The sequence below is a fragment of the Alcaligenes phenolicus genome (genome assembly GCF_032063905.1).
In the GTDB taxonomy this organism is placed as follows: Bacteria; Pseudomonadota; Gammaproteobacteria; order Burkholderiales; family Burkholderiaceae_B; genus Alcaligenes; species Alcaligenes phenolicus.
In genome coordinates, this window is the sequence record NZ_DAMBOE010000001.1 from 458,211 (window position 1) to 484,572 (window position 26,362).

Here is a 26,362-nt window from a genome sequence, read left to right on the forward strand (position 1 = left end):
CGCTTCGGCAACGATGAGACTAGGATCCTTGCAAGATAGTTTTGGGCATAAAAGGGCGGGGCTGAAGTAGGATAAAAGGACTTTCAGTGTGGCCCGGCTTGCCTGGGCCGGATAGAACGGAAACGACCTCCCATGTCTGCTTTGCCTTGTGCCCGTTTGCATCACCCCAGCCGAAAAACGGCGTCCATTATCCATCTGGGCGTGGAGCGTGATACCCGTGCTCTGGATCTGCTGCCGCAGCAACGTCTGAACTGTTATCCGGCTTCGCCCCTGGTGGTGTTGTCCTGGGTTTTCCATGGCCAGTTGTACATGGTGCAGACGCCAGTGGGTGGAGGCAGTCCGGTACTGTCAGAGCCCCTGCCCGGAATGCTGTTTGCCGGGCCTTCGCGCACACCTTCTATTAGCTGGTCTCCGGGGCCTGTCCATGCGATTTCGATTGGGCTGTACCCGGATGCCTTGAAACGTGTGTTCGGTATCGAGGCCAGCGACTTTCTGGATCAGGTACTGCCCATGGATCAGGTCTTGCCCGCTGCCAGCTGTCAGACACTTGGACAAGCTGGCGCAGAAGAAGGCCCTTTATTCGAGCAGCTGGAGGCGGCAATTCATCGTTGTGCTCATGGCTGTCTGGCAACAGACGATGCTGCCACCTTGCATCATTGGCTGACGGCATTGGGGATGAGGATGGCAGCAACACGCACGGGAACGGGCTTGCGTCAGATGCAAAGGCAATTCAAGCGTTGGGCCGGGCAGAGCCAGCGTGAGCTGCAGCTGTATGTGCGTGCCGAACGGGCTTTTGCCTTGGTGCAGCAGCAGGAAAACCCGGTGTGGTCTGATGTGGCGTTGCAGGCCGGGTACAGCGACCAGTCCCATTTTGGCAGAGAGGTCAAACGCATTTCCGGCTTTTCACCCGCTCAGTTCGCCCAGCGCATGAAGTCTGATGAGGCCTTCTGGATGTACCGATTGTTGGGGGAGGCCTGAACCAGCAGACATAAAAAAACCCATTCAAAAGAATGGGCCCTGGCTTGCTGGCGCAACGCTCACTGCGTAGGCGGTAAGGTGCTGGCAAACGAGGGGCGCGCTTGGAGTTTTTCATCCAGGCGTTGCAGATTGCCGTACTGCGAGCGCCAGTCCAGTTCAGGAAAGCGCAGATCCAGATAACCCAGTGCGCAGCCTACGGCAATGTCGGCCAGGCTAAAGCTGGTGCCCATGCAAAAGGACTGGTCACCCAAGGTGTTGTTCATGGATTGCAGGGCGGCGGTAATCTTGCTGTTTTGACGGTCAATCCAGGCAGGTAGACGCAGCTCTTGGGGACGGCGTTTTTCCACCACGATGGCAACGCAGGCATCGAGCAAGCCATCGGCAATGGCTTCCCAGCATTTGACTGCAGCGCGATCACGTCCGGCTTGGGGAATCAGGCGGCCGACGGGCGAGAGGGTATCCAGATACTCGACGATCACGCGGGAGTCAAACAGATTTGCCTGATCATCCATAATCAGACAGGGGACTTTGCCCAGTGGATTGTGCTTCAGAATATCGCTGTCATCGGCCCACACATCCTCCAGAATCAGCTCGTAGTCGAGCTTTTTTTCCGCCATGACAACACGCACTTTGCGCGCGTATGGGCTGGTGAGGGAAGCTAGAAGTTTCATAAAAAGCTATCAAAAGTTGCAGGCTCAAAAAGTATAGCAGGAACCTATGGGCGAACGTCCCGCAGGCCGGGCCTGAACCTGTCGCTGGAAACAATGTTGGAAAACTGTGGTTTATTCGTCAAAGCCTCGAACAGCCGTCGTATTCTGACCCCATGCTGAACGCGTGGCATACGGGTGCCAGCCCGCAATGTTAGAATGCGGGCTGACTTTATTCCCCCTTCTTTTCTGTAGAACGATGCACATAGCCGATACCCTGAGCACTCTGAATGCCTTGTCGCCATTGGACGGGCGTTATGGCAGCCGTACCGCCCCCTTGCGTGGCCTGTTGTCCGAAGCCGCATTTATGTGGCATCGCGTAGAGGTCGAAGTGGCCTGGTTGATCGGCCTGTCCGACGCGGGTCTGCCCGAATTGCCCACTTTCTCTGCCGAAGCCCGCGAGGTACTCAAGAGCCTGGTGCAGAACTTCTCGGAAGACGATGCCGCCCGCATCAAAGCCATCGAGCGCACTACGAACCACGACGTGAAAGCCGTGGAATACTGGTTGAAAGAAAAAGTGGCCGACCACGCCGAGCTGTCCGCTGCGGCTGAATTCATCCATTTTTCCTGCACCTCTGAAGACATCAACAACACCTCGCATGCGCTGATGCTGACGCGTGCTCGTGAGCAGGTGATCCTGCCTCAACTGCAGGAAGTGTGTGATGCCATCAAGGCTCAGGCCCGCTTGCACGCCGAGCAGCCTTTGCTGTCGCGCACCCACGGTCAGCCTGCCAGCCCCAGCACCATGGGCAAGGAATTTGCCAACGTAGCCGCTCGCCTGCAAAACGCCATTGCGGCCATTGCTGCGGTCCAGCCCCTGGCCAAAATGAATGGTGCCACCGGCAACTACAACGCTCACTTCTCGGCTTACCCCGAAATTGACTGGCCTGCATTCAGCCAGAAAGTGCTGGCTGGTCTGGGTCTGACGCAAAACGTCTACACCATTCAGATCGAACCCCACGACTGGATGGCCGCTCTGTTTGACGCCATCGCCCGCGCCAACACCATCTTGCTGGATTTCAACCGTGACGTCTGGGGCTATATCTCCCTGGGTTACTTCAAGCAGCGCCTCAAAGAAGGCGAGATCGGTTCGTCCACCATGCCGCACAAGGTCAACCCGATTGACTTTGAAAACTCGGAAGGCAACCTGGGCCTGGCCAACGCCATGCTGCGCCACCTGTCCGAAAAGCTGCCTATCTCCCGTTGGCAGCGTGACCTGACCGACTCGACCGTGCTGCGTAACCTGGGCGTGGCTCTGGGTTACAGCGTGGTGGCTTACGACGCCTGCCTGCGTGGTCTGGGCAAACTGGAACTGAACGCCGCTGCTGTCGATGCGGACATCGACGCATGCTGGGAAATCCTGGCCGAGCCGGTTCAAACGGTGATGCGCCGCTACGGTTTGCCCCAGCCTTACGAGCAACTCAAAGCCCTGACACGTGGTCGTGGTATTACTCAGGAAGCGTTGCGCGAGTTTATTGGCGGTCTGGAACTGCCCGCAGACGCTAAAACCTATTTGCTTGAGCTAACTCCACGCAGCTATCTGGGTGTGGCAGTAAAGTTGGCCCAGGCGATCTAAATCCAAACGGCTGTGTTCTTGCACAAGGGCACAGCCGGTCGGGTTTCTTGAGCCAGTGCTTTATGAAGTGTTTTATGTTTCATCACACAGGAGTTCACATGAAAAAATTCGCGTTTCTGACTGCCGCTGCCGCCTTGTGTGCTGCGTTTGTCACGCCTGCTACCGCCCAGTTTGCCAAGCCAGAACAGGCCGTGGACTACCGTCAAGCCAGCATGTCACTGATTGGTTCGCACTTTGGTCGTATGGCTCCCGTGGCCAAAAAAGAAGCACCGTATGATGCGGCTGCAATCGCTAAAAACGTAGAAGTGCTGACGGTTTTGGCGGCTTTGCCTTGGGGCGCATTTGGCGCTGGTACCGAAGGCGGCGAGACCAAAGCTGAGGCCTGGAGCGATGCTCAGGGTTTCAAGCAAGCTACCGATGATTTCACCGCTGCAATCGATAAGCTGAAAGTGGCTTCCGATTCGGGCGACTTTGATGCCTTCCGCGTGGCTTTCGGTAATGTGGGCAAGTCCTGTAAGACTTGTCACGACGCTTACCGTAAAGAAAAATAAGCAACTAGTTTGCTTATAAAAAAAGCCCTCGAAAGAGGGCTTTTTCTTTTAGGCCTGTGCCTGTGTTTAAAGGGAGCAGTTTGCCTGCAGGCAAGATTGGCAAGAATCATGATGGGATCTCAGTGTTGATAACCCGTTTCACCGTGGGTACGGATATCCAGACCTTCGCGCTCGTGGTCAGCATCGACACGTAAACCGCCGCAGACTAGCTTGGCAATGGTGAAGGCAATCCAGGCAGCCACACCGGACCAGACCAGAGTAACCAGCACGCCTTCGAGCTGAATCCACAACTGCATCCAGATACTGTTGCCAGCGGCAGTACCAGGCCCCCCCAGAACAGGTGCGTTGAACAGACCTGTGAGCAAAGCGCCCACAATCCCGCCCAAACCGTGAATGCCAAAAACGTCCAGCGTATCGTCGGCGCGTAACCAGCGTTTCAGAACATTCACACCCCACAAGCAAGCCAGGGAGGTAATCAGGCCAATGGCCAGTGCGCCGGAAGGAGCCACAAAACCGGCTGCCGGAGTAATGCCGACCAAACCCGCGATCGCACCCGAGCAGGCACCCAGCAAGGAAGGATGACCTTTGCTGATCCATTCACCCAAAGTCCAGGCCACAACGCCGATGGCGGCTGCCAGCATGGTGTTGAAGAAGGCCAGCGTGGCATTTTCATTGGCCGACAAAGCCGAGCCTGCGTTGAAACCGAACCAGCCTACCCACAGCAGAGCAGCACCAATAAAGGTCAAGGGCAGGTTATGAGGTGGCATGGCTTCACGACGGTAGTTCAGTCTGGGGCCAATCATCCAGGCACCGACCAGACCGGCAATACCGGCGTTGATATGCACCACAGTGCCACCGGCAAAGTCCAGCGCGCCACGGGAGTTGAGCAAGCCGCCGTGCTGTTCATCGGCAAACCAGACCATATGGCAAATGGGCAGATAGGCCAAAGTGAACCAGATCACGGTAAAGACCAGGATGGCGGACAGGCGGGTACGTTCTGCCAGACTACCGACAACCAGAGCGCAAGTCAGGCCGGCAAAGGTGGCCTGAAAAGACGCAAACAGCAGTTCAGGCAAGGTGCCCGACATGGAGAACTGTTGGTCAGCAGCGGTGAACATGCCGTTGAACAAGACCTTGTCGAAACCGCCAATCAAGGGATTGCCAGCGGTAAAGGCCAGTGAGTAGCCATAGATAAACCACAGCACCACCCCCAGACTGAACACCAGCAAGGTCTGGGACAACATGGACAAGGCATTTTTTTGACGCACCATCCCCGAGTAAAACAGGGCCAGGCCCGGCGCGGCCATCATCAGTACCAGAAGCGTGGAGACCAGCATCCACGATAGATCAGCGTTGTTCATGATGGAGTCTCCGATTACAGGGCTTGCTCATCGCATTCGCCGGTGCGGATGCGGATGACATGGTCCAGCGGCTGGACAAAGATCTTGCCGTCACCAATACGTCCGGTGCGGGCACTGCTTTGAATGGCCTCCAGAACGCTTTGCAACTGCTCGTCGGGAATAGCCAGTTCAATGCGGATCTTGGGCAGGAAGTCGACTGCATATTCCGCACCGCGGTAAAGCTCGGTGTGGCCTTTCTGGCGACCAAATCCCTTGACCTCGGTAAGCGTCATCCCCTGTATGCCCAGATCGGAAAGGGCTTCGCGTATCTCGTCAACCTTGAAGGGTTTGACGATGGCGGTAATCAATTTCATAGGTGTTCCTGAAGTAAACACAGGCAAGCTGGCCTTGCGGATGCAATGGAACACCGAGAGGGGTAGGAGACGGTTGAGAGGGGGCCGACCGGGATGGGTAATCCTGGTGGATGGCTTGAGTGCAACCGGGCAACGCCGGTTTGAGCGACTCTCCGGCTGTCAGCAGGGTGTGCGACAGCGCGAACGCAAGTGGTAGGCAAGCGGACCTGTGTTGTAGGTTGAAGAGCAACACAATTCCGGCAAGGCGAGTAAGCTAGCTAGGCACGTGACCCCGGTCTTGCCTAGTCGGTGGGCAGCGAGATAACAGCAGCGCTCTGTGACGCCTGTCTCCGCTCATCTCACCACCGCAGGAACAACGACTATGGAAAAATAATATATGTTGCGGCGCAACAAGTGCGCATTTTTTTTTAATAGTCTTAACTTTGCAACATTCAGTTCAGAAAAATGTCCGGCTGCAGAGTAGGCAGAACAGACCAGTTCATGCTGGAATTGCTGTGTTTGAATGGCAGGGCGCCAGGAGGATCCACAGGGCAGCCCGCCTGTCAGCGCTGCCCGTGTATCGATATAGCTAGTTCTGTGACTAGCGAGGATCAAGAGAGCAGCTCAGGACCTTTGTGCTTTCTGGTTTTTTTGCTGTCTGTACTCTGAGTGGGGAAGGTAAGCGGTACATGCCGCCGGTTAAATGCCTGCAGACCGCCTTGCCATAATTTGAATCCCAGGCAGGCGTCCCATTTGTCGCGTTGGTATAGCCAATGGGTGTGACAAACAGTGCAGTGATACAGACTCTCGGTGCTTTGTTCGTCAGTGTCATCGACTCGTCTGATGGGTTTGAGGTAAGGATGTCGTTGAGCGTTGGGTTGCGATAGTGGAAGGGTTTGGCACATGATGCACATGGTGCCTCGATCTAGCTGGGCCATACAATGCTCCTCAAATAATTTTGTGGTTGATGTAATAGCGTTTGCAAACTGGCTTGCCAATCGGCGTAGGGTGATGGTTTGTAATAAATATCACCACGATTCACTGTACTGCAGAAAATGTGACAGCCGTTTCAGGCCGCATCTCAATGTAATGACATGCGACCTGCGCATGGCGAGCAAGTGTTCAAATTCCTGCGAATACCAGCGTCAAAAGCTCTGGCCTTTGACTATTTTTTGGATGGCGGCTCATTGCCAGGAATCTTTTTAGGATCCGGCTCGGGGTTGGGCGTTTTGCCGGGAGGAGTGGTGTCGGGCGCTTTGGTGGGATCAATAGCAATTAGCATGAACATCTCCTGACTAAAGTGATCTTCCAGCGTATCGGATTTAGGGCGCAGCTAAAGTAAACAACTATGACTGCAGGGCAGGCCGCTCCTGTTTTTTCTTGTTGCATCGAAAAGAAGCTGGGCAGCCAATCGGCGGAGCCATTGCCTGGCGATGCTATGATCAAACTCCTTACAGAAAGCGGACTAGCGCCTTGGGAAGCGAGTTGGAAAAAACCACCCTGGACCTGGAGAATTTTCTCCCTTATCAAGTCACAATACTGGCCTCGCATATTGCGGTGACCTTTGCGCGTCAGCATGCGCAGCAATTTGGTTTGTCTATTCCAGAGTGGCGCATCATTGCGACCCTGGGACGCTATGGCACCCTGACCTCGGGCAGTTTGACCGAGCGCACCAGCATGGACAAGGCCAAGGTCAGTCGTGCTGTTTCTCGCCTGACAGCCGCGCAGTTAATTGCTCGTCGCGATAATGAAAACGACATGCGCAGCAATCTGCTGTGTCTGACCGAGCAGGGCCAGCAAGTGCACGATCGCATTGTGCCCATCGCTCTGGATCTGGAGCAGGAGCTGACGTCCGTGCTTAGCCAGGAAGAGCTCAGCTCCTTTAAAGAAATGATGACGCGCCTGGAGAACCGTATGGTCCAGCGCTTTGGCAGCGATTTCAGCGGCGACGCACATATTTGAAGTCTCAAGGGTAATCACCGAGTTGTGCTGGATATTTCTCACGCTAATATTGTTTTGTTTGAAACGAAACAATATTCAGGAGAGAATCATGACGCAGGTCGTAGACAGTCCAATCGCAGCCAGCCGCTTGGAAACCAGAATCATGTCGCCCGCTATCGGTGTCGAGGTAGCGGGTGTCGATTTGACTCAGCCCCTGGAAGATACGCAGGTACAGGAGCTGCGCGCCTTGTTGTTGAAGCATCAATTGCTGGTGTTTCGCGACCAGCCTTTGAATGCGGCACAGCATGTTGCATTTGCCCGTTGCTTTGGTGAGCTGGAAGTGCATCCGGTTTTTCCACACGATCCGGACTATCCCGAGCTGGTGCTGCTGGGGGGCAATAACACGCAGCCGGGGCGTGAGAATATCTACCATAGCGATGTCAGCTGGCGGGCCGAACCTTCCATGGGTTCCATTCTGCGTTGCATTGAATGCCCACCCGCCGGGGGCGATACGATCTGGTGCAATATGGCACTGGCCTATGAGAACTTGCCGCCTCACATCAAAGATATTTTGCATGAGCTGGAAGCCGTGCACGATTTATTGCCTGGTTTCATAGACCGTATTCCTGAGGAGGACAGGGCGGCAATGCGAGATCGTTTTCCAGCGCAGACACACCCTGTGGTGCGTACTCATCCAGAAACCGGTCAGCGGATTCTGTATGTCAGTAGCTGGACTACCCATCTGGCCAACTACATTGAAACCGGCTTTTTCCGTGGCATGCCCGAGCTGCAAAGCGGTGCTCATTTCCTGCTGCAGTATTTGGTGGATCAGGCCCGTCACCCGGAGTATCAAGTGCGCTTGAAATGGCAGCCTCACACCATTGCGTTTTGGGACAACCGGGCCACCCAGCATTACGCCGTTCAGGACTACTTTCCTTTGCCCCGCAAAATGGCCCGAGCCACCATTATTGGTGACCGTCCTTATTGATCGTATCGCTGTACTTTTGACAAGTTGGGGGGAGACATGGAAAACCAGAAAAAGTATTTCCCAGGACAGCGCTACGTCGTGGTGTTCTTGTTGTTTTTGTTCATGGTGATCAACTTTGCCGATAAGGCGATATTTGGTCTGGTCGCCGTGCCGTTGATGGAGGAGCTGGCCATCGGGCCACAGCAGTTTGGCACCATTGCAGGCAGCTTCTTCTTCCTGTTTGCGATCTCGGGCATTGTGGTGGGTTTTGTGTCCAATACGGTGTCCTCGCGTTTGCTGCTGGTGGGGCTGGTCGTTATCTGGTCTGTAGCCCAGGTTCCGATAGCTATGGGAGCCAGCACCATTATTGCCTTGATGGCTTGTCGCATTTTGCTGGGAGTAGGGGAAGGGCCTGCCTATCCCCTGGCCTTGCATGCTTGCTACAAGTGGTTCCCTGATCAGGAACGTACCTGGCCTACGGCCATCGTGATGCAAGGTGGGCAGGTAGGTATGCTGCTGGCCGGTCCCTTGGTGGGGTATTTGACCATCAGTCATGGCTGGCGCTCGGTGTTTTGGGTGACAGCGGCAGCAGGGCTGATGTGGCTGGTGGTATGGGCCTTGTTGGGTAAGGACGGCCCCCTCAGTGCAGCTGCGGCGCCCGCTGCAGACAAGCACATGCCGCAGTCTCGTTGCTCTTACCGTGCTGTGCTTTTGAATCGTAGTTTCATCGGCAACCTGGTGATGTACTGGGTAGCGTACTGGTGTGCTGCGTTGGTCTTTACCTGGTTGCCCGCTTATTTGCAACGCGGTCTGAACTTCTCGTCGGACACGGCTGGATGGCTGTTTTCCCTGTGTATTTTTGTGGCAATCCCGATTGTGTCGGGCGGCTCTTACCTGTCCAACCGCTTCTTGCGCCAAGGGTATTCGTCCCGAGTGGCACGCAGTCTGGTCACGGTAGGTTTCTTGTTGGCAGGGGCCTTGTGCCTGCTGGCGGCCGCTTACTTGAAGCCGGGTCCGACTGCGGGGATTGTGCTGATCGCCTTGGGCTTGAGTTTTCCCCAGGTCGGTTTTGTGCTCTGTTCGGCAATCTCAGCGCAAATCAGCCCGATTGAAAAGCGAGGTTCTACATTGGCCATCACCAATTCCTTGTCCACAACAGCGGGTCTGGTTGCACCGATTGTGATGGGAAGACTGATTCAGGCCGAGCCAGGTCTTGCCGGTTTTCACCAGGGTTTTGCCTTGACGGCCGTACTTTTGCTGCTGGGAGCCGTGCTGGGTTTTGTCTTGGTGGATCCCTCCCGCACGCTGTCGCAGATTCAGGCAAAGGCAGGAAGTCCTGTGAGTGGTTCGGCTTCTGTTTAAGGCGGGGTTTTGAAGAACGCAGAGTGGCACTGCTTACCGCATTTTTCTATACACTTGCCTGGATAGACAGTATGGAGATTCAGGAAAAGATGATGGCAAGCTACCAGAAGTTCGATCTTGAGAGTTGGGGGCGGCGTGAGCATTTTGAAGTCTTTAAAACGTATGCTCAAAATGCGTTCAGCATTACGGTTGAAATTGAAATTACCGGGTTTCTGAACTGGGTGAAGGCCAAGCGCTGCAAGTTTTACCCGGCAATGATCCATGAGGTAGCTGCCGTCCTTAATCGCCATCCCGAGTTTCGTATGGCCATGAAGGACGATGAGTTGATTGTCTACGATCGACTCAACCCCAGCTACACCATCCCGCACGTGCAGCAAGAAAGTTTTTCATCCATTTGGAGTGCGTACCACGAGAAGAAAGAGGACTTTCTTGCCGAGTATGAGCGGGATCTGGAAAAGTATGGCCAGGACACTCGTTACTTTCCCCGCTCTGACACGCCAAAAAACGTATTCTATATTTCCGCCTTGCCGTGGGTTTCCTTCACCAGCTTCAGTATGCAGTTTGCGAGCCTGCATAAGTTGTTCACCCCTATTGTCACGTTAGGAAAATACTTTGAAAGGGGTGGCAAGGTTTATATTCCCGTGGCCATTCAGTTGCATCATGCCGTGTGTGACGGGTTTCATGCGGGCCGCTTCATGACCGAATTACAGAAAGGGTGCCACGACTATTGACCGTGTGCAGTATTGTCCCCCAAGCCCTGCCATTAAAAAATTGGCAGGGCCCTTGAGCTTCTCAGGGATAGTGTTCAGACGCAAAAAAGCCCGCTGCAGTAGCGGGCTGATTTACAGTGTTACGGCATGGTGTACCGTAAGCAGCAGGATATTTGGTGGGTCGTGACAGACTCGAACTGTCGACCAATGGATTAAGAGTCCAGTGCTCTACCAACTGAGCTAACGACCCCCGTTTCCTGCGAAGAAAAAGATTATAGAACGGAAATTATCTAGCGCAAGACGCAGTTACATAATTTTACGTTTATCAGGAAGCCGGGTCAGGACGTGTGAAGGTGTCGCACATTTTCAGCTGTCCGGTTTTATAGCCTTCCATGAACCAGGCCATGCGTTGTTGCGAGCTGCCATGGGTAAAGGAATCGGGGACCACATAGCCTTGCGATTGCTTTTGCAAGGTGTCATCGCCTACGGCTTGAGCGGCATCCAGGGCCGAGCGAATATCGCCTGGTTCCAGAATCTGGCGTTGCGCGTCAGCGTGATTTGCCCAGATACCGGCATAGCAATCAGCCTGAAGCTCCAGGCGTACGGAGGCTTGACGAGCCTGGGAGGCGGAGCCGCTGCGACGGGCCTCATCGACACGACGCATCATGCCTAACTGGTTCTGAACATGGTGGCCCACTTCATGCGCAATCACATAGGCAGGGGCAAAGTCGCCCTTGACGCCCATCTTTTGCTCCATCTCGGTGAAAAAGCCCAAGTCTATATAAAGCTTTTGATCGGCAGGGCAGTAAAACGGACCCATGGCAGATTGACCTGCCCCGCAGGCGGTCGGGGTGGCACCCCGGTACAGCACCAGCACGGGGTCACGGTAGCTGCCATTGGTTTGCTTGGCAAAAACATCACGCCAGACATCCTCGGTTTCGCCCAGGATCTTGGCAATGGTTTGGCCCTGTGCATCCGAGGCCGGAACGGGTTGAGACTGTGGGGCGCTGGTAGGGCCGTCGGCCAGGTTCAGCACCACACTGGGATCCACCCCAAAGTACATGGCCACCAGGGCCAGCACAATTGTCCCCAAGCCGATCTTGCCGCCGCTCAATCGTGGCCCATTGGCACGGCGGTCCTCGACATTACGGCTGGAGCGAGACTTATCCAGACGCATCACGCTCTCCTTGAATTGGAAAACGTCAATGTACTCTGATTTCCGTGGATAGAGCAGGGGCATTTTCGATTCTTGTCATCGGAAAACTGGTAGGGGGCGTTAATTACTCCGTCATGACAAGTCATTGAATTGTTTGGGTTAATGTGACTTTTCCAAGGGCTATCCCCGAGCTTGCCCACTGAAAATGTGGATAAGTAAGTCACTCGGACACTGCGGTATGCTACTTTTCTCAGGGCGTACCCTACTGGAGAGCGAGTATGTTGGGAGGAACCTTGTTGGCCTTGCGCGACCATGCACGAGTCCGTGCCATTGGAGCGGTCATTGCTCGATACGGGATTGGGGATGTGATGCATCGCCTGGGCTTGTCGGAACTGCTGCCCGGCAATAAGACCCCGGTAGCGACAGAAATGCCCGAGCGCTCTGCGCCTGAACGTTTGCGACGTGCTCTGGAAGAGCTAGGCCCCACCTTTATCAAGCTGGGCCAGATTCTGGCCACGCGTAACGACTTGCTGCCGCTGGAATGGACCCAGGAGCTGGAGAAGCTGCAAGGCCATGCTGCACCGGTGCCTTGGGAAACGATCCGACCCGAGCTGGAGCAGGCTTTGGGTCAGACGGTTGAGCAAGCCTTTGCGCGCTTTGACACCCAGGTGCTGGCCTCGGCCTCCATGGCGCAGGTGTATCGCGCCTGTTTGCGGGATGGGACCGAAGTCGTGGTGAAGGTGCAGCGCCCTGGTCTGGAGCCACTGATTCAGGCTGACTTGCGCTTGTTGAAACAGATTGCCCGCCTGGTCCAGCAACAAGGCTTGCTGCCCGAGTATCGTCCTTACGATATTGTGCGCGCCTTGGCTGAAGCCATTGCCGATGAGCTGGACTTTACGCGTGAAGCGGCCAATACCTTGGCGGTACGCGAGAATATGCAGCCCTTCAAGGACATTGTGGTTCCGCGTGTCTATATGGAGTGGACCAGCGCAACGGTCATGGTGCAGGAGTTTGTGCCTGGGGTCTCGCCCATTCAAGAGGCGCAGTTGCAAGCCATTGAGGCGGATCGTCCTTTGCTGGCCCGTCGAGGCGCCTTGGCTTTCCTGCATATGGTTCTGGAGGACGGGCTGTTTCATGCTGACCCACATCCCGGCAATATGATGGCTTTGCCGGGCAATAAGGTTGCCTTTATCGATTTCGGCTTGGTGGGCCATTTGACGGAACGTCGCCGTCAGCAATTGCTGGTTTTATTACGGGCGATTGTGGACGGACAGGCAGATGGGGTGGCAACGACCTTGCTGGACTGGTCTGGCGCGGAAGATTTTGATTGGAGCCGTTTGGAAGAAAGTGCCCAGCGTTATGTAGCCCGACAAAGCAGTGGGCTGTTGTCCATCTCGGCCGCCTTGCTGGACTTCATGGCTCTGGCACGCGAGAACCATTTGATCCTGCCGCCGGATCTGGCCTTGCTGTTCAAGGCTTTTATTACGGCAGATGGTGTACTGAAACGTCTGGACCCGCAGTTTGATGTGGTCGAAGTCGCGCAGCCTGTGATTATGGGCTTGATGCGCACGCAGTACTCGCCACGTCGTGTTTATGCGGACCTGCAACGCAGTTTGCTGGAGTCGCGGCAGTTGGCGATGGATGTGCCCCAATTGCTGCGTCTGTTGATGCATAGGGTGCGGCAAGGAAAGATCTCGGCGCGCATTCAAATCGAGGGGATGCCGCGTCTGGCCTCATCGCTGGAAAAGGCGGCCACCCGTCTGGCCATTGCGATTGTGACGGCGGCTTTTGTATTGATTTTGGGTCCGGTGCTGGTTACGCGCGGTCCCGCATGGCTGGGCCTGACTATTTTCAGCTGGGCGGGTTTATTAGCCGCCGTGCTGGGCCTGGTTCTGGTTTTGTGGGGATTTTGGCGACGGCGCTAAGAAGTTTCTTGAGGCCGTCGCTTTTTGTGCAGAGAGTGCTCAAGCGGCTAGTCACCGTCCAGTTTAAAAGACGGCTAGTAAAAATGCGGCTCAGCCCAAACAGTCCCCGCATTATCCCCAGGTTTATTCACAGCTTCTGGGGATAAGTCGGGCTTACATAAAGTCGTCCATGCCACCGCCTACGGGTGCCAGACCTGTCATCCAGTACACGCCCCAGGCAATCAGCGCCACAATGATCAGAGCGAGAAAACGGGTTTTCCAGCTGTCTTTGCTGGCAGGCAGGCTGGCATCGGCGGGAACCGGCATGCTGCCCTTGACCATGACGCTGGTTAATTTCTGACCACGCAACACGCGATACAGGAAAATAGCCAGGATATGCAAGGCAATAATGGCCAGCATGATCCATTCATTGGCTTTGTGCAGGCCGGTCAGGGTTTTGGACCAGTCGCTGTTCAGATAGGCCAGAGGGCCGGTCGTGAAAATGTCGTCATTGGCAAACAGGCCCGAGACGGCTTGAAAACCGAACACAATCAACATGATCCAGACGGACCAGGCACCGATGGGGTTGTGGCCGGGGTAAACCGCGGGTTTGTCACGCAAGTAGCGCAGGCTGCGTACAGGATTGGGCAGGAAGTGGCTAAAGCGGGAGTAGTAACCACCAATCAGGCCCCAGACCAGGCGAAATGCCAGCAGCCCCAGGGCCAGCAAGCCAAAGCGTACGTGCCAGTCCATCCACAAACCGCCAGCCTTGATCGTCACAAAACAGCCCACGATGCTGATCACGAGCAGCCAGTGGAACAGGCGGGTGGGTAGATCCCAGATGAGTAAAGGGCGAGTCGAGGAGGCTTGCATAGGGAAAATCCGGAGAGACTAAGACATCTGATTATAGTCAGTGTTGTCTTGGAGTCCGTTTTCCTCCGTGGGTTCCTTCTCTTATTGAGCGCGGGGTTTGCGCTTGCGCAAACTGATCTTGCGACCGTCGTAACGGTACTCGTCGATCAGGGTGGGATTATCCAGGCTGGGGGTTTCCATGATCAGGGTTTGACCCTGGTGGCGTACTCGAATTTGTGCGCTGCAAGACCCAAACGCTGGCGAGACGGTATAGCCCTTGGAGGACACTGTGACCCAGTGATAATAAATCGAGCAACCTCCCAGGCCGTTGTCCACCGAGATCAACGCTGTCTGGTTGTTGGATTGTCTGAAGGCGTAGGGAATATTGATCAAGCCCTTGAGTTCGGGCGCGATGATTTGCGAGTCCAGTTGCAGCTGTGCTTCATAGACATAATCGCTCTGGCTCACTTGCAAGGTGCCGTAGGGGCTGTCCAGACTTAATTGAGAAGGAGGCTGGGGCCAGGTCTGGCTTGCCGCACTATGGGCGACAAACGGTTGCAGGGCCAAGCCGAGCCCAATCACAACATAACGAATAAAGACCTTAGTGGCGGGCATGATCAATCAAGTAAGAGGATGATCAAGGCTCAGTGAAAAACACAAAGCGCCATAGATCATCTGTATTTGTAAGTTTCATAACATTTTATGTATTTTCTTGTTGCGTAGAATACCGGATCGCAGAACTTTTCGCTATAAGGATAGGCACATAAGGTGAATGTTTCATGTCTGTGTCATAGGGGAACAGGCGAAATTAGTCCTGAAAAGCATCTTGCCTCAGGCTTAAAGAAATGGAGTGAATTGGGCTATCATTGCTAGGTTGCCCCGGATGGGGCCAAGCCGCATTTCTTCGTTGCAGCAGAGACTCATTATGCAATCCATCCCGGATGCCGCACTGGCATCAGAATCGGACTCCACGCTGGCTGCCCAGCAGGCCAAACCCGGCGCTTTATTGGACTACGTCAGCTCCAGCCGTTTGCCTACCCCCTGGGCCGTATTCCAAATCCATGTATTTGTAGAGAGCAGCAATCAAAAAGAACACGTCTTGTTGACTCTGGGGGATGTGGCCGACGGCGAGCCTGTGCTGGCCCGTGTCCACTCCGAGTGTCTGACGGGCGATGCCTTGTTCAGCCTGCGCTGCGATTGCGGCCCTCAGTTGCAATTGGCGCTGGAACGTATTGCTACGGCAGGCCGTGGTGCTTTGATGTATTTGCGCCAGGAAGGGCGGGGTATTGGTCTGGTGAACAAGATCCGTGCCTACAACCTGCAAGATCAGGGTGCGGATACGGTGGAAGCCAACGAGAAGCTGGGATTTCCTGCGGATATGCGTCGCTATGATATTTGCAAGGATATGCTCGAGCACGTCGGTATCCAGAAATTGCGTCTGATGACCAATAATCCGCGCAAGGTAAAAACCCTGCAGGAAATTGGCATTGATGTGGTGGAGCGTGTGCCGCATCAAATTGAAGGTAATCCCTTTAACGAGGCTTACCTGAATACCAAGCGTCTGCGCTTGGGCCACTGGCTGGAAACAGACGAATAAAAAGGGGCGCGCGGGCAGAAATTGACTCTGTTCCGGTTCCGCTCCTGCTTATCGCGGTATCAACACAAAGGGCCATCAATTGGCCCTTTGTGTTTTTCTCCGGTGGAGATTCAGCGCGATCAGGATGTGCCGCCTGCTGGCAGGCAATGCAAAAGATAAAGCCGGATCCGATGTCCACACAGGGATTGGGATCCGGCTTTATCTTTGCTTGGTCAGGCTTGAGCGCTGAAGGGGCGGGTGCCTGCTTGTGCAGAACTAAGCAGCCAAGGCCTGGTCGAGCCAGGCCTCCCCGGTCTTAGGCTGGGCTCTTTTCCAGCAAGGCGCTGACACTGGCCTTGGCGTTCTCTACAATCTGGTCACGCAGCTCTGGAGTTTTGCCCAGACCTTCGGCATACACAATACGCAAGTCCGTCACGCCCATGAAGCCAAACATTACACGCAGGTAGCTTTCCTGATGTTCCATGGCCTGACCTTGCTCCGATTCGGAGTAGATGCCGCCACGGCTCAGAACCAGGTAAACCGTTTTGTCGCCAGCCAGACCTTCCGGGCCATTGCTGGTGTAGCGGAATGTACGGCCAGCTTGAGCCAGGCGATCCATCCAGGCTTTCAGTTGGCTAGGAATGGTGAAGTTGTAGAAGGGGGCGCCAATCACCACCACATCGGAGGCCAGGAACTGGCTCAGGTATTGTTCGGTGATGGCGTTCTCGGCACGCTGGCGCTCGCTCAGGGTGGCTGGGTCCAGACCCAGGCGCATGCCCAGGGAGTCAGCCGAAAAGTGAGGTGGCGGGTTCAGGGCCAGATCTACATGCTCCACCTGGACTTGCTCATTTTGCTGGCGCAGCTGATCAACCACAAATTGCGAAAGTTCGCGGGAAACGGAGTTGGCGCCGGTGATACTGGAGTCTACGTGTAGCAGTTTCATGATGTTTGGTGTCCAAAGCGATGAAGGAATGGTGTCATTATGTTTGATGCCCATACCTTTGATAAGCCGGTTTTTCTGAGAAAGATTATTCTACTTTTGTCTGTAATCCTGGAAAACTTCCCTGTATGTATGACTTAAATGACATGGTGCTGTTTACCGAAGTGGTACAGCGTGGCGGCTTTAGTGCTGCTGCCCGACACTTGGGCATGCCGCCATCGCGAGTGTCGCGGCGTCTTAGCCGTCTTGAGGCTGAAGTCGGTGTGCGCCTGCTGCAACGTACCACGCGCAGCCTGTCTCTGACCCCTGCTGGAGAGGTGTTCCTGCGCCATTGCCAGGCCATGCGTGACGAGGCCGAAGCTGCGTATTCTGCGGTGGCTCAAGTGCAGCAAGAACCACGTGGTCTCTTGCGTATCAGTTGTCCGGTCACCTTGGCCCATACGGTCTTGTCGACCGTGTTTGCACAGTTTCTGATTCGCTACCCTCAGGTTGAGCTGGAGGTGGAAGTCAGCAACCGGGTGGTTGATCCGGTGGCGGACGGGATTGATGTGGCTTTGCGAGTGCGCAGCACCCTAAGTGATAGCGCGAGCTATATCGTCAAGCGTCTGGGTGAGACAGGGGCGATTCTGGTTGCTCAGCCTGAACTGCTGGCGCGTTTTGATCCGGTGCGCGGCCCGGCTGATTTGGTGAAATTACCTACGGTGGCCATGTCGGCCCGACAAGGTCAAAACGAATGGGAGCTGTATGGTCCCGAGGGCGCCAGCCTGACGGTAACTCACAGGCCGCGCTATATGGCCTCGGATTTGCTGACGTTGCGTGAAGGGGTGGAGCAGGGCATAGGCGTGGGTATCTTGCCCGACTATATGTGTTGCGAGGCCTTGAAAGCCGGACGCCTGGTGCAGGTATTGCCACAGTGGGCGCCCTTGCCGGGGATTATTCACGCTGTGTTTGCTTCCCGCCGAGGCATGGCCCCGGCGGTACGACATTTTCTGGATTATCTGGGTGAGCAACTGCCAGTGCATCACCCCAAAATTTAAGTGATTCAGCGGGCGGTGGCTGTAAAGGGGCAACTGCTTTGTGCGGGCAGAATGGCCCAGTTCAGATCAATCATGGGACTGCGCTCGGAAGACCAGCGCTGCTCGGCCTGCCCCTTGATAGGGGCTTGCTCGTACAGCTGGAGCAAGGATGCAGGAGGTTTCCCACGGGTCTGGATGCTGTACACAATCAGAGCGCCGCACTCCATATCCTGCGGTAGTGTCAGCCAAGGGGAAGCAGCCGGGTCAGCATCAATAAAGACCATCACATCCTGGCCGGCATGAACGGCAATATTGCCGCCTAGCCAGGTATCGGCTACTACGACTTTAAGTGGGATGCCGGGCATGTGTTCGTTCCAGATGGTTTGCATTTGAGCAGACACTTCCGGGCCGGGAAAGGTGGAGCGAGAGTCCCGACCTTTATACCAGGCTAATGGGCCACGGGCCAAGGCGTAGCCCGATGCCAGCAATATCTGCAACACGATCACAATAATAGCCACGCGCCGCAGCTGGATCTTGTCCTTGCCGTGCATGACCCAAAGAGCAAAAAAGCCATACAAAACAAAAAAAGTGGTGGCCCAGGAAGCGACCAGACGGGTGCCCATAATGGCTGAAATCAAGACCGTGCTGATGATGGGAGTCAGGCCCACCCACAGCAGGAATTGCTTGTCGCTGCGGGAAATATCATCGGCATAGCGCTGCTTGTTTTGCAGGGCTGCATCGGATGGGACCTGCTTTTTCCTGTCGCGACGATTCCAGATGCCTAGCGCAATCATGGCCACAACCATGGGGCTTAGTCGTCCCAGCTGGTCCAGGCTAAACGCCAGCAGCTCCTTGTAGGCTTCCCAACGGGTATGCGTTTCCAGCGAACCGTCCATATAGCGGAAGGGGGCGAAGTCGTGCTTTACCAGCCAGTACAGATGGGGTGACAAGACCAGCACATAGGCAAGCAGGGCCAAGCCCAGCCCTATCCAGGTCTGCCGCTGACGCCACATACCGCTGCGCAGGAAATACAAAAAGAAAGCGGTGAACAGAATCACGGCACTGTATTTGGTGACCGTAGACAGCGCAGCGACGGCGCCCAGCCATAACCAGTCGGCCGGTTTTTGATCCCGGCTGGCGCGATAGAAAAACCAGGTCGCGGCGGTTACGGACCACAGTTGTGCCGTATTGTGATTGAAAATGGTGCCGCGCAAGGAAAAGTAAATACTGACAGAACTGATCAGCAAGACCATGAAGGCGCGTTCGGGATTCAGAAATTCGCAAGCCAGTTTCCAGATAAACCATAGCCCCAGCACCGAAGCTGTCATGCCCGCGGCAAAGGTCAGCCATGCCGGGCGTCCGACTATGCTGGTCAAGGCAGCCATCACCCACGCTGGAAAGGGCGGATGCTTCAAATAGCCTAGCTCGAAACTGGCCGACCAGACCAACTCTTCCATGCCGTCCAGGTCAGGTGCCTTGTGGCTAATTGCCATCAAAACGGTCCACAGCAAAATCATGAATAACAGATACAGCAGCACATAGCGCTGGTAGGTGTTGGGCTGAGCCGATGCTGGGTTTTGGGCAGTCATGCGTCTGGTGAAAGCGTGAAAATAAGCAAGTGTACTTCTTGTGCGTTGAAAAGCCCTGATTGGACAGGCGTCTTAATCTGGGCTACGATGCGCTTCGTCATTAGGGAGTAGCCGCTTCGGTTTACCGAAGATCAGCGTCAACATACTTGGCCTACACAGGGTCATGGCGCTGATAGCAACTTAGCCTGGCAAGACTTTTGACCATGGACCTTCGCGTTTGGCCGGGAGGGTTTGTGGTCATCTGTCTCTTATCCGGCCAGGAGTTGTTATGGAAGCGTTGTTTATCTCCACGGGTGTGGTTGCCTTGGCAGAAATTGGGGACAAAACCCAGTTGTTGGCCTTTATTCTTGCAGCCCGCTACAAACGCCCTTGGCCCATCATTCTCGCTATTTTCATAGCAACCTTAGTTAATCACGGTCTGGCTGGCGCCATTGGTGCTTGGGTTCCCGCTTTGCTGGATCCTGAAGTGCTGCGTTGGGTGCTGGGTATTTCCTTTCTGGCCATGGCCATCTGGATTCTGATTCCTGACAAGATCGATGATGCCGAAGCCACCCGTACCCGTTTTGGTGTTTTTGGCACCACGCTGGTGACATTTTTCCTGGCCGAGATGGGCGACAAGACACAGATTGCGACGGTTGCTTTGGCCGCTAAATATCAAGAGTTCGGTTTGGTGGTGCTGGGCACGACTTTGGGCATGATGTTGGCCAATGCACCCGCTGTGCTGTTTGGTGAGCGCATTGCTCGCCGTTTGCCGACTCAGTTGGTACACCGGATTGCTGCCTGTATCTTTGCCGTCCTGGGCGTGCTGGCCTTGTTGGGCGGGGCTGAAAGCCTGGGCTTTTAGCGAACTCAGGTGCTGGATGCCAATTGTCGTAGTCGGCCTGGGTGGGCCGCTTTGCGACGAGCGGCGTCCATTTTCACAACCGGGGCCAGGATCAAGGGGGCAGCAGAGCGAGTGGGTTGGTGAGTATGCGCACTTTCTCCGTGATTCAGGACACTGATAGCCTCTTGCAGTTCGGCCCCATTCTGGTTCAGTTCCTGCGCTGTTTCACTCAAGTCATGGACCAGAGCGGCATTGTCGCTGGTGATTTGGTCCACCTGTTTCAAGGCCTGGGTCAACTGGCCCAAACCGATGCTTTGCTCGCCGGTAGCAGCAGAAATCTCACCCATCAAACCCGCAACCTCAGACACGGATGTCAGGATTTCCTGCATGGTCTGCCCCGCATGGTCTGCGTGGGTGGCGCCTTCAGCACTGAGGGTTTGGGTTTCGGTGACCAGTTGCTTGATTTCATCGGCCGCTTGGGCCGCTTGCTGAGCCAGCGAACGCACGGCAGAGGCAACCACCGCAAAGCCTTTACCGGCCTCTCCGGCGCGGGCCGATTCAATTGAGGCGTTGATGGACAGGATATTGGTCTGAAAGGCGATGTTATTGATCATCGACACGATATTGCCAATATGCTGCGAGCTTTCCAGAATCTGCTGCATGGATGAGCTGACTTTCTGAACCGCCTCATTCCCGCGACCTGCGATATCCGCGCTGCGGCTTGCCAGTTCGTGGCTGGCCTTGGCATTTTCCGCGGTCTGTAGAACGGCTTGCCCAAAGGAGCTCATACTGGCAGTGGTCTGCTGCATGGAGGCCGCTTGCTCTTGAGTGCGTGCTTCCAGCAGGGCGCTGTTTTCCGAGAGCTTGCGTGACACCACTTGATTGTTGCTGCAGCTATGGCCCACGTCGGTACTAATGCTCATCAGGCTCTTACGCATCAGATCCAGATTCTGGCCCAGCGTTTCCAGCTTCTTCACAGCGGGTCCGCGTGTGTTGACCGTCAGGTTGCCCGCGGCAATTTGTTGGGCGATGTGCGTGGCCGTTTTAAACGATCCCAAAACACGCCGCATCAGCACGGCCTGATAGCCCAAAATCATCAAGGTCCCCACCCCCAGAGAACTGGCCAGGAGGATCATGCTTTGCTGTGGCATTTCCGTATTCAGGATCATGGCAATAATCCCGCCGGTAATACCCAGATTCAACAGGCCTTTTCGTAAAAAGGCGGCGAGCAAACTGGGACCAGCCAGGAAACGAAGGCCGGCAAAAGGGCGACGCCAGCTGCGAGCCGTAATTTGGCCAGCGCGTATCGTTCGGGAACGATTTCGGCCTTCGCGCAATTCCTGATAAAACTGTTCAGCTGCTTGAATATCCTGAGGTTTTGCGCGCACACGAACCGACGCAAAGCCGGTTAAGTCACCTTGTTCAATAATGGGACTGGCATGGGCCAGGACCCAATAAAAACCGCCGTCCTTACGACGATTCTTTACCACTCCCACCCATGAACGTCCCTGTTTTAAGGTATGCCATAAATCTGCAAAAACTTCGGATGGCATATCGGGGTGGCGCACGATATTGTGCGGCTCGCCAATCAATTCTTCCCGACTAAACCCGCTCACCTCGACAAAGGCCGGGTTCGCATAAATGATGCGGCCGGCCAGGTCAGTTTTGGAAATGAGATATTGCTCGTCCAGCAGCTCGGTTTCGATGCCGGTAATTGGTAGGTTCTTGCGCATAGCCTTTCCCTTTGTATTTTTGTATCAGCAAAAGACTCGAGATAAACGGATCAATTTCTTGTTGTGAATTTTCGTGAATAGTATCATTTGATTCGTTTTTTATGTCTAAAAATAAAAAAATGATAATCAAATGAAAATTTTTGTCACAAAAAGATCGAAATTGAAAAAATTGATCCGGGCTGATAAAGGGAAGAGGACGTGCTCAGGAGGGCAGGTATTGGGCGTGGAAGGCTTCGCTGAGCAGCTGCAGGAGCAGGGCAATGGGAATGGGCTTGGCCAGGGCTGTTGCTTTGCCGGGCAGACCGCCACGCGCGTGAATATCGGCGGCGCTCAATGCAGAAATCACATAAATCTGGGTATGTTCGGTTTCAGGGGCATCGGCCAGCGCCTTGAGCATGGCAAAACCATCCAGTTTGGGCAAGTTCAGGTCCACGATCAGCACATCGGGGTAGAAATTGCCGGCAGCAATCAGACCTTTCAGGCCATCTTGTTCGCAGCGCAGTTCGACCGGGAAGGGCAGATGTTCCATGGCCATGCGGTAAATCGCCAGCAAATCCAGGTCGTCTTCAACGACCAGTACGCGCAAGCAGGGTTCACCGCTGCAAACAGGTAGGCTGGGAGTGATCGGAGCATCAGGCGTCGGGGGGCTGGTTTGCCCACGTCGCTCTTGCAAGATGGCTTGTACGGAATCGCGGTCGATGCGTCGGTGCCCGCCTTGGGTTTTCCAGGCTTTCAGGGTCCCGGCTTCTACCCAAAGTTGTACGGTGCGTACAGACACACCTAGTAAATCAGCAGCCTGCCGAGTGGAGTAAACGGCGTCGTTCATGGAGTCAACAAAATGAAAGCAGGCCAGACCGGGGAAAGAAAGGCTATGCGCCCCGATGTAGCAGTGCAGAGTGTAGAGACGGTATTAGTAAGTACAGAAATACTACTAATGGCAATGGGAAGTGGCCTGTTCACGCCAAGTGATAGGCAGAGTATTCGACACACATGCTTCTAATATCTCCGATTTTCAGATGTTCATGCTTCATCAGGGACTCACTTCAATCGGGCGGGCCTGTGAACCTGGACTCGCCTTGCTGATTTTACGCGTATCCCTTGCGCTGTCGTGTTACCGGACGGGCCCAGTGTGGGGAGCTGAACACACTTATAAGTGTTGATGTTACGGGTGGGTCCGGGCGGTGCTCGGCTTGTCGGGCCAAGAAAAAGGGTGTTAGCACCCTAGCACTTGTTTTTATCGTTAGTCTTGATCCTGGTCAGTCTTTATGAAATAAATAGGAATCCATTTTGTACAAGTCTCCTTGTTTCCTCAAAGAAAATTTATGCGCCTTATGATACGGCCGTTTCTGCCGTTAAGCAGTATGGGCGGTGGTTTTGGAGTAAAACTTTTAAAAAGTACTAATCCCTTTTTTATTGTTCCGCCTGATTGTTATGAAATTTATTTATTAGGCGATTAACCGTTTTTTCACCCAGGCTGATGCAAGGGCATTGGCAGATCAGTAATCCCATCTAGAAAAATGCTTGGTTTATCCGCTGGACTGGCTTTTTGTCGCATGGAGATTGAAACCACACTGAGGCAGGCCTGGTGCTTGTTTTGGGACGAAAATAGGGGATTGGCTTGTTGCTCACACTATTTACCAGTTTTTTGATCGGGCAACGTTTGTTTGACCGAGCGAGCGTGCCTAAATGGCCAGGACAGGCTTATGAAAAAGCACATCGCTTTGAGCAAATGCTGGATGCCTTGCCAGATGCCATTGTCATGTTCGATTCCTGTGGGCGAATTGAGGGTTGTAATCGGGCCATGCGGCGTTTGCTGGATACGCCGGAATTGGCCAATGACAACGATGATTTAATCGATTTTTTCCAGAATCTGGAAAAAGGAATACGGGCAGATTTAGCGTATTTGCTCCCTGGGATTAGTCAGGTAATTAACCGCGAAAAAAATCCTTTTTACTACATGCACCGGGATGGGGAAGGGGAACAGGCCCGGGCCCTGGAGTTTCATGCCTATGCGGCCTCCGATTCAGACAGTGCAACTTTGTTGATGATTCGCGATGTCAGCACGAAAATGCAACAGGAGCGCGATCGTGCCGACTGTTTTGCCATGGCTGCCCATGAAATACGCTCCCCGCTGGCCGCCATCAGCGGCTATATCCAATTGTTGCAACTGGAGACAACCCCGTCAGCCTGGGCTAGCAAGATCTACTCTCAATTACATGAAAAGGTTCGTGGCGTTGATGTGCTGCTGGATGATTTGACGCGCTTGAATCGCATGGAGTACGAGGGGACGAGCATGCAGGAATGGCGCGAGTCTGATTTGCGTGCCGTGCTGCGCCTGAGTCTGCGCCCCTTTCACGAGCAGCGCCACCGCATTTACCTGGATGTGCCCGAGTATGGCTTGTGGGCCAAGGTGGATATTGTTCCTTTATTGGTGGCTCTGCGCAATGCGCTGGAAAATGCCTTGAAGTACTCCGCGCCAGACACCATGGTGACCCTGCGCTTGCAGCCGGGCGAAACCGGTTGGGCTCGGATAGAGGTCCTGGATCAAGGGCCGGGAATTGATCCGCTCTATAAAGAAAAGGTCTTTGACAAGTTCTATCGCCTGCCCGGCCAACAGGTGCAAGGCAGCGGTCTGGGCTTGTCCATTTTGCGCTCGATTGTGCACCACCACGGAGGCAGGGTCTATTTCAAGGACCGTCCGGGGCCAGGCGCGCATTTGGTCATGGAATTGGTTCTGCTGCCTTCCGCGTCGTATATACCTTAATCTTCTCTAAAATAGGGTTATTTTCATATATTTAAGTTTGATATAAGGTACAATTTGCGCTCTTTTCGATGAAGCGAGGTGATCGCCATTCCAGGTGCACCTCGCTTTGAAGTTTTTACGTTGCGGTCGTCTCGTTGGTAGGGAGCGCAAAATCTGTTAAAGGAGCACACGATTATGCAAGGCTTGCACTTGACCGCAGACCTTTACCAATGTGCATGCAGCCCGGAGCTGCTGATCGATGCCCAGAAACTGGCTGATTTTTGCCGTCAGCAGACTATTGATGCAGGGCTGACGATTGTTGGTGAAGAGTGGCAGGCATTTCCCGAATTTGAAGGGCAGCCTGGTGGTGTTACCGGGGTACTGTTATTGGCCGAGTCTCACTTGGCCATCCATACCTGGCCAGAGCGTGGTGGCGTGACGCTGGACGTCTATGTCTGCAATTTCATGCAGGACAATTCCGGCAAGGCGACCCGCCTGATTGACGGTATTGAGCAGGCTTTCAAGCCCGGTCAGGCCCAGCGTAATCGCTTGTGGCGTGGCGAGGCTGATGGCCCGGCTCATGCTGGTGAACTGCTGACGGAAAACCTGAATCAGGATGCGCTGTACGGCTTTCGCTTCACCGAGCGCTTGCTGGAGCGCCAGACTGCTTTCCAACGTCTGGAATTGCTGCGTTCCGAAACCTTGGGCAAGACCTTGCGCCTGGACGGTTGCATGATGACTTCCGAGGCCGAAGAGTTCTTCTACCACGAAGGTCTGATTCACCCGGCCGCTATGTCTCACCCCAATCCACGCCGCGCCCTGATTGTGGGCGGTGGGGATGGTGGAGCTCTGGAAGAGTTGTTGAAGTACCCCAGCCTGGAGCGAGTCTGTCTGGTTGAGCTGGATGGGGAAGTGATCGAGGTGGCCCGCGAGCATTTGCAGTCCATTCACAAGGGGGCCTTTGATAACCCGCGTGTACAAATTCAGATCGAAGACGGCGCGAAGTTCCTGGCCAATACACAGGAACGCTTTGACTTGATCTATCTGGATCTGACCGATCCCGAAACTCCGGCCGGTCCCTTGTACACGGCGGCCTTCTTTGAGTTCTGCAAACGTGCGCTGGCAAGCGGTGGTGCTTTGGTATTGCACCTGGGTTCGCCTTTCCACGAAAGCCAGCAGGTCAAGAACCTGAGCGAATCCCTGGCCAGTGTGTTTGCACAAGTGCATGGTTACGGTTTGCATATTCCGCTGTACGGCTCTTACTGGGGGCTGGCAATTGCCTCCGATGAGCTGAACCCGCGTGCTTTCTCCGCCCAGCAAATCCAGGAACGAATGGAGCAGCGTATGAGCAACGAGAACCAGGATTCCCTGCAGTTCTACAACGCTGATATTCATGGTGCCTTGTTTGCTCTGCCTACTTTCTACCGCCGCCTGATGCCTGTGAATGAGGTCAATCTGGAAGAGGTCTGTTAAGCAGGTTCTGGACAGTTTGAGTCTGCCTTCGGGCAGATTTCGTGATGAAAAAGCCCCTGATCTTGTTAAGAT

23 protein-coding genes, 1 tRNA gene and 1 riboswitch are annotated in these 26,362 nt (G+C 54.6%); of the genes, 13 read left to right on the forward strand and 11 right to left on the reverse strand.

Annotated elements, in window-relative coordinates:
* The first annotated feature begins 132 nt into the window (after positions 1-132).
* Positions 133-978: a helix-turn-helix domain-containing protein gene (locus U2949_RS02085; RefSeq protein WP_321285873.1), complete on the forward strand. Its 846-nt coding sequence runs from the start codon at positions 133-135 to the stop codon at positions 976-978.
* A gap of 59 nt (positions 979-1,037) precedes the next feature.
* On the opposite strand, the gene U2949_RS02090 is transcribed toward U2949_RS02085, so the two are convergent.
* On the reverse strand, positions 1,038-1,649 hold the full coding sequence (locus tag U2949_RS02090; RefSeq protein ID WP_009456225.1) for a glutathione S-transferase family protein: 612 nt from the start codon (positions 1,647-1,649) through the stop codon (positions 1,038-1,040).
* A gap of 235 nt (positions 1,650-1,884) precedes the next feature.
* On the opposite strand from U2949_RS02090, the gene purB reads away from it, so the two are divergent.
* Together purB and U2949_RS02100 are read left to right on the forward strand one after the other, a co-directional pair.
* Complete coding sequence (gene purB / locus U2949_RS02095) at positions 1,885-3,261, forward strand: adenylosuccinate lyase (protein WP_009456227.1); 1,377 nt, start codon at positions 1,885-1,887, stop codon at positions 3,259-3,261.
* Positions 3,262-3,359: 98 nt separating this feature from the next.
* Entirely contained in the window at positions 3,360-3,812 is a 453-nt protein-coding gene (locus U2949_RS02100; RefSeq protein WP_009456228.1) for a c-type cytochrome, read from the forward strand.
* 119 nt (positions 3,813-3,931) lie between these two features.
* Here U2949_RS02100 and U2949_RS02105 read toward each other — a convergent pair whose 3' ends face one another.
* Together U2949_RS02105 and glnK are read right to left on the reverse strand one after the other, a co-directional pair.
* On the reverse strand, positions 3,932-5,173 hold the full coding sequence (locus tag U2949_RS02105) for an ammonium transporter (protein ID WP_026483020.1): 1,242 nt from the start codon (positions 5,171-5,173) through the stop codon (positions 3,932-3,934).
* Positions 5,174-5,187: 14 nt separating this feature from the next.
* Positions 5,188-5,526: a P-II family nitrogen regulator gene (gene glnK / locus U2949_RS02110; RefSeq protein WP_009456229.1), complete on the reverse strand. Its 339-nt coding sequence runs from the start codon at positions 5,524-5,526 to the stop codon at positions 5,188-5,190.
* A 1,464-nt stretch (positions 5,527-6,990) separates the two neighbouring features.
* On the opposite strand from glnK, the gene U2949_RS02115 reads away from it, so the two are divergent.
* The 4 genes from U2949_RS02115 (at position 6,991) to U2949_RS02130 (ending at position 10,506) form a co-directional block, all read left to right on the forward strand.
* Positions 6,991-7,467, forward strand: a complete 477-nt coding sequence (locus U2949_RS02115; RefSeq protein ID WP_052362886.1) for a MarR family winged helix-turn-helix transcriptional regulator — start codon at positions 6,991-6,993, stop codon at positions 7,465-7,467.
* An 88-nt stretch (positions 7,468-7,555) separates the two neighbouring features.
* Complete coding sequence (locus tag U2949_RS02120) at positions 7,556-8,434, forward strand: TauD/TfdA dioxygenase family protein (RefSeq protein ID WP_026483019.1); 879 nt, start codon at positions 7,556-7,558, stop codon at positions 8,432-8,434.
* Positions 8,435-8,470: 36 nt separating this feature from the next.
* A complete protein-coding gene (locus U2949_RS02125) occupies positions 8,471-9,775 on the forward strand; it encodes an MFS transporter (protein ID WP_257722765.1) in 1,305 nt (434 codons plus the stop codon).
* A 71-nt stretch (positions 9,776-9,846) separates the two neighbouring features.
* Positions 9,847-10,506 carry a CatA-like O-acetyltransferase gene (locus U2949_RS02130; protein ID WP_407654148.1) on the forward strand — a complete coding sequence of 220 codons (660 nt, stop codon included), beginning with the start codon at positions 9,847-9,849 and terminating at the stop codon, positions 10,504-10,506.
* Between the two features lie 153 nt (positions 10,507-10,659).
* On the opposite strand, the gene U2949_RS02135 is transcribed toward U2949_RS02130, so the two are convergent.
* Positions 10,660-10,735: transfer RNA gene (locus U2949_RS02135), tRNA-Lys, on the reverse strand.
* 75 nt (positions 10,736-10,810) lie between these two features.
* Complete coding sequence (gene ypfJ / locus U2949_RS02140; protein ID WP_321285879.1) at positions 10,811-11,662, reverse strand: KPN_02809 family neutral zinc metallopeptidase; 852 nt, start codon at positions 11,660-11,662, stop codon at positions 10,811-10,813.
* Positions 11,663-11,919: 257 nt separating this feature from the next.
* Here ypfJ and U2949_RS02145 point away from each other — a divergent pair, with 257 nt between their 5' ends.
* Entirely contained in the window at positions 11,920-13,566 is a 1,647-nt protein-coding gene (locus tag U2949_RS02145; RefSeq protein ID WP_321285881.1) for an ABC1 kinase family protein, read from the forward strand.
* Positions 13,567-13,719: 153 nt separating this feature from the next.
* On the opposite strand, the gene U2949_RS02150 is transcribed toward U2949_RS02145, so the two are convergent.
* Together U2949_RS02150 and U2949_RS02155 are read right to left on the reverse strand one after the other, a co-directional pair.
* Positions 13,720-14,418, reverse strand: a complete 699-nt coding sequence (locus U2949_RS02150) for a cytochrome b/b6 domain-containing protein (protein WP_026483014.1) — start codon at positions 14,416-14,418, stop codon at positions 13,720-13,722.
* A gap of 81 nt (positions 14,419-14,499) precedes the next feature.
* Entirely contained in the window at positions 14,500-15,012 is a 513-nt protein-coding gene (locus U2949_RS02155; protein WP_039941590.1) for a hypothetical protein, read from the reverse strand.
* 310 nt (positions 15,013-15,322) lie between these two features.
* Between U2949_RS02155 and ribA the strand changes: the two genes are divergently transcribed.
* A complete protein-coding gene (gene ribA, locus U2949_RS02160; RefSeq protein WP_035274490.1) occupies positions 15,323-15,994 on the forward strand; it encodes a GTP cyclohydrolase II in 672 nt (223 codons plus the stop codon).
* Positions 15,995-16,289: 295 nt separating this feature from the next.
* On the opposite strand, the gene U2949_RS02165 is transcribed toward ribA, so the two are convergent.
* Entirely contained in the window at positions 16,290-16,916 is a 627-nt protein-coding gene (locus tag U2949_RS02165; protein WP_026483011.1) for an FMN-dependent NADH-azoreductase, read from the reverse strand.
* 125 nt (positions 16,917-17,041) lie between these two features.
* Here U2949_RS02165 and U2949_RS02170 point away from each other — a divergent pair, with 125 nt between their 5' ends.
* Positions 17,042-17,950 carry a LysR substrate-binding domain-containing protein gene (locus U2949_RS02170; RefSeq protein ID WP_009456252.1) on the forward strand — a complete coding sequence of 303 codons (909 nt, stop codon included), beginning with the start codon at positions 17,042-17,044 and terminating at the stop codon, positions 17,948-17,950.
* Positions 17,951-17,955: 5 nt separating this feature from the next.
* Here U2949_RS02170 and U2949_RS02175 read toward each other — a convergent pair whose 3' ends face one another.
* Positions 17,956-19,518, reverse strand: coding sequence for a glycosyltransferase family 39 protein (locus U2949_RS02175; protein WP_321285889.1), 1,563 nt, complete (start codon positions 19,516-19,518; stop codon positions 17,956-17,958).
* Positions 19,519-19,608: 90 nt separating this feature from the next.
* Positions 19,609-19,786, forward strand: a riboswitch (yybP-ykoY riboswitch).
* Here U2949_RS02175 and U2949_RS02180 point away from each other — a divergent pair.
* On the forward strand, positions 19,787-20,362 hold the full coding sequence (locus U2949_RS02180) for a TMEM165/GDT1 family protein (RefSeq protein WP_009456260.1): 576 nt from the start codon (positions 19,787-19,789) through the stop codon (positions 20,360-20,362).
* Positions 20,363-20,367: 5 nt separating this feature from the next.
* On the opposite strand, the gene U2949_RS02185 is transcribed toward U2949_RS02180, so the two are convergent.
* Positions 20,368-22,074 (reverse strand): methyl-accepting chemotaxis protein, encoded by a 1,707-nt coding sequence (locus U2949_RS02185; RefSeq protein WP_321285891.1) that lies wholly within the window; start codon positions 22,072-22,074, stop codon positions 20,368-20,370.
* 202 nt (positions 22,075-22,276) lie between these two features.
* Positions 22,277-22,900 (reverse strand): helix-turn-helix domain-containing protein, encoded by a 624-nt coding sequence (locus U2949_RS02190; protein ID WP_026483008.1) that lies wholly within the window; start codon positions 22,898-22,900, stop codon positions 22,277-22,279.
* Between the two features lie 852 nt (positions 22,901-23,752).
* On the opposite strand from U2949_RS02190, the gene U2949_RS02195 reads away from it, so the two are divergent.
* Together U2949_RS02195 and speE are read left to right on the forward strand one after the other, a co-directional pair.
* The gene (locus U2949_RS02195) at positions 23,753-24,838 is read left to right on the forward strand and encodes a sensor histidine kinase (protein ID WP_230940667.1); all 1,086 of its coding nucleotides are present in this window, start codon (positions 23,753-23,755) and stop codon (positions 24,836-24,838) included.
* Positions 24,839-25,012: 174 nt separating this feature from the next.
* The gene (gene speE / locus U2949_RS02200; RefSeq protein WP_321285895.1) at positions 25,013-26,290 is read left to right on the forward strand and encodes a polyamine aminopropyltransferase; all 1,278 of its coding nucleotides are present in this window, start codon (positions 25,013-25,015) and stop codon (positions 26,288-26,290) included.
* Positions 26,291-26,362: the final 72 nt, after the last annotated feature.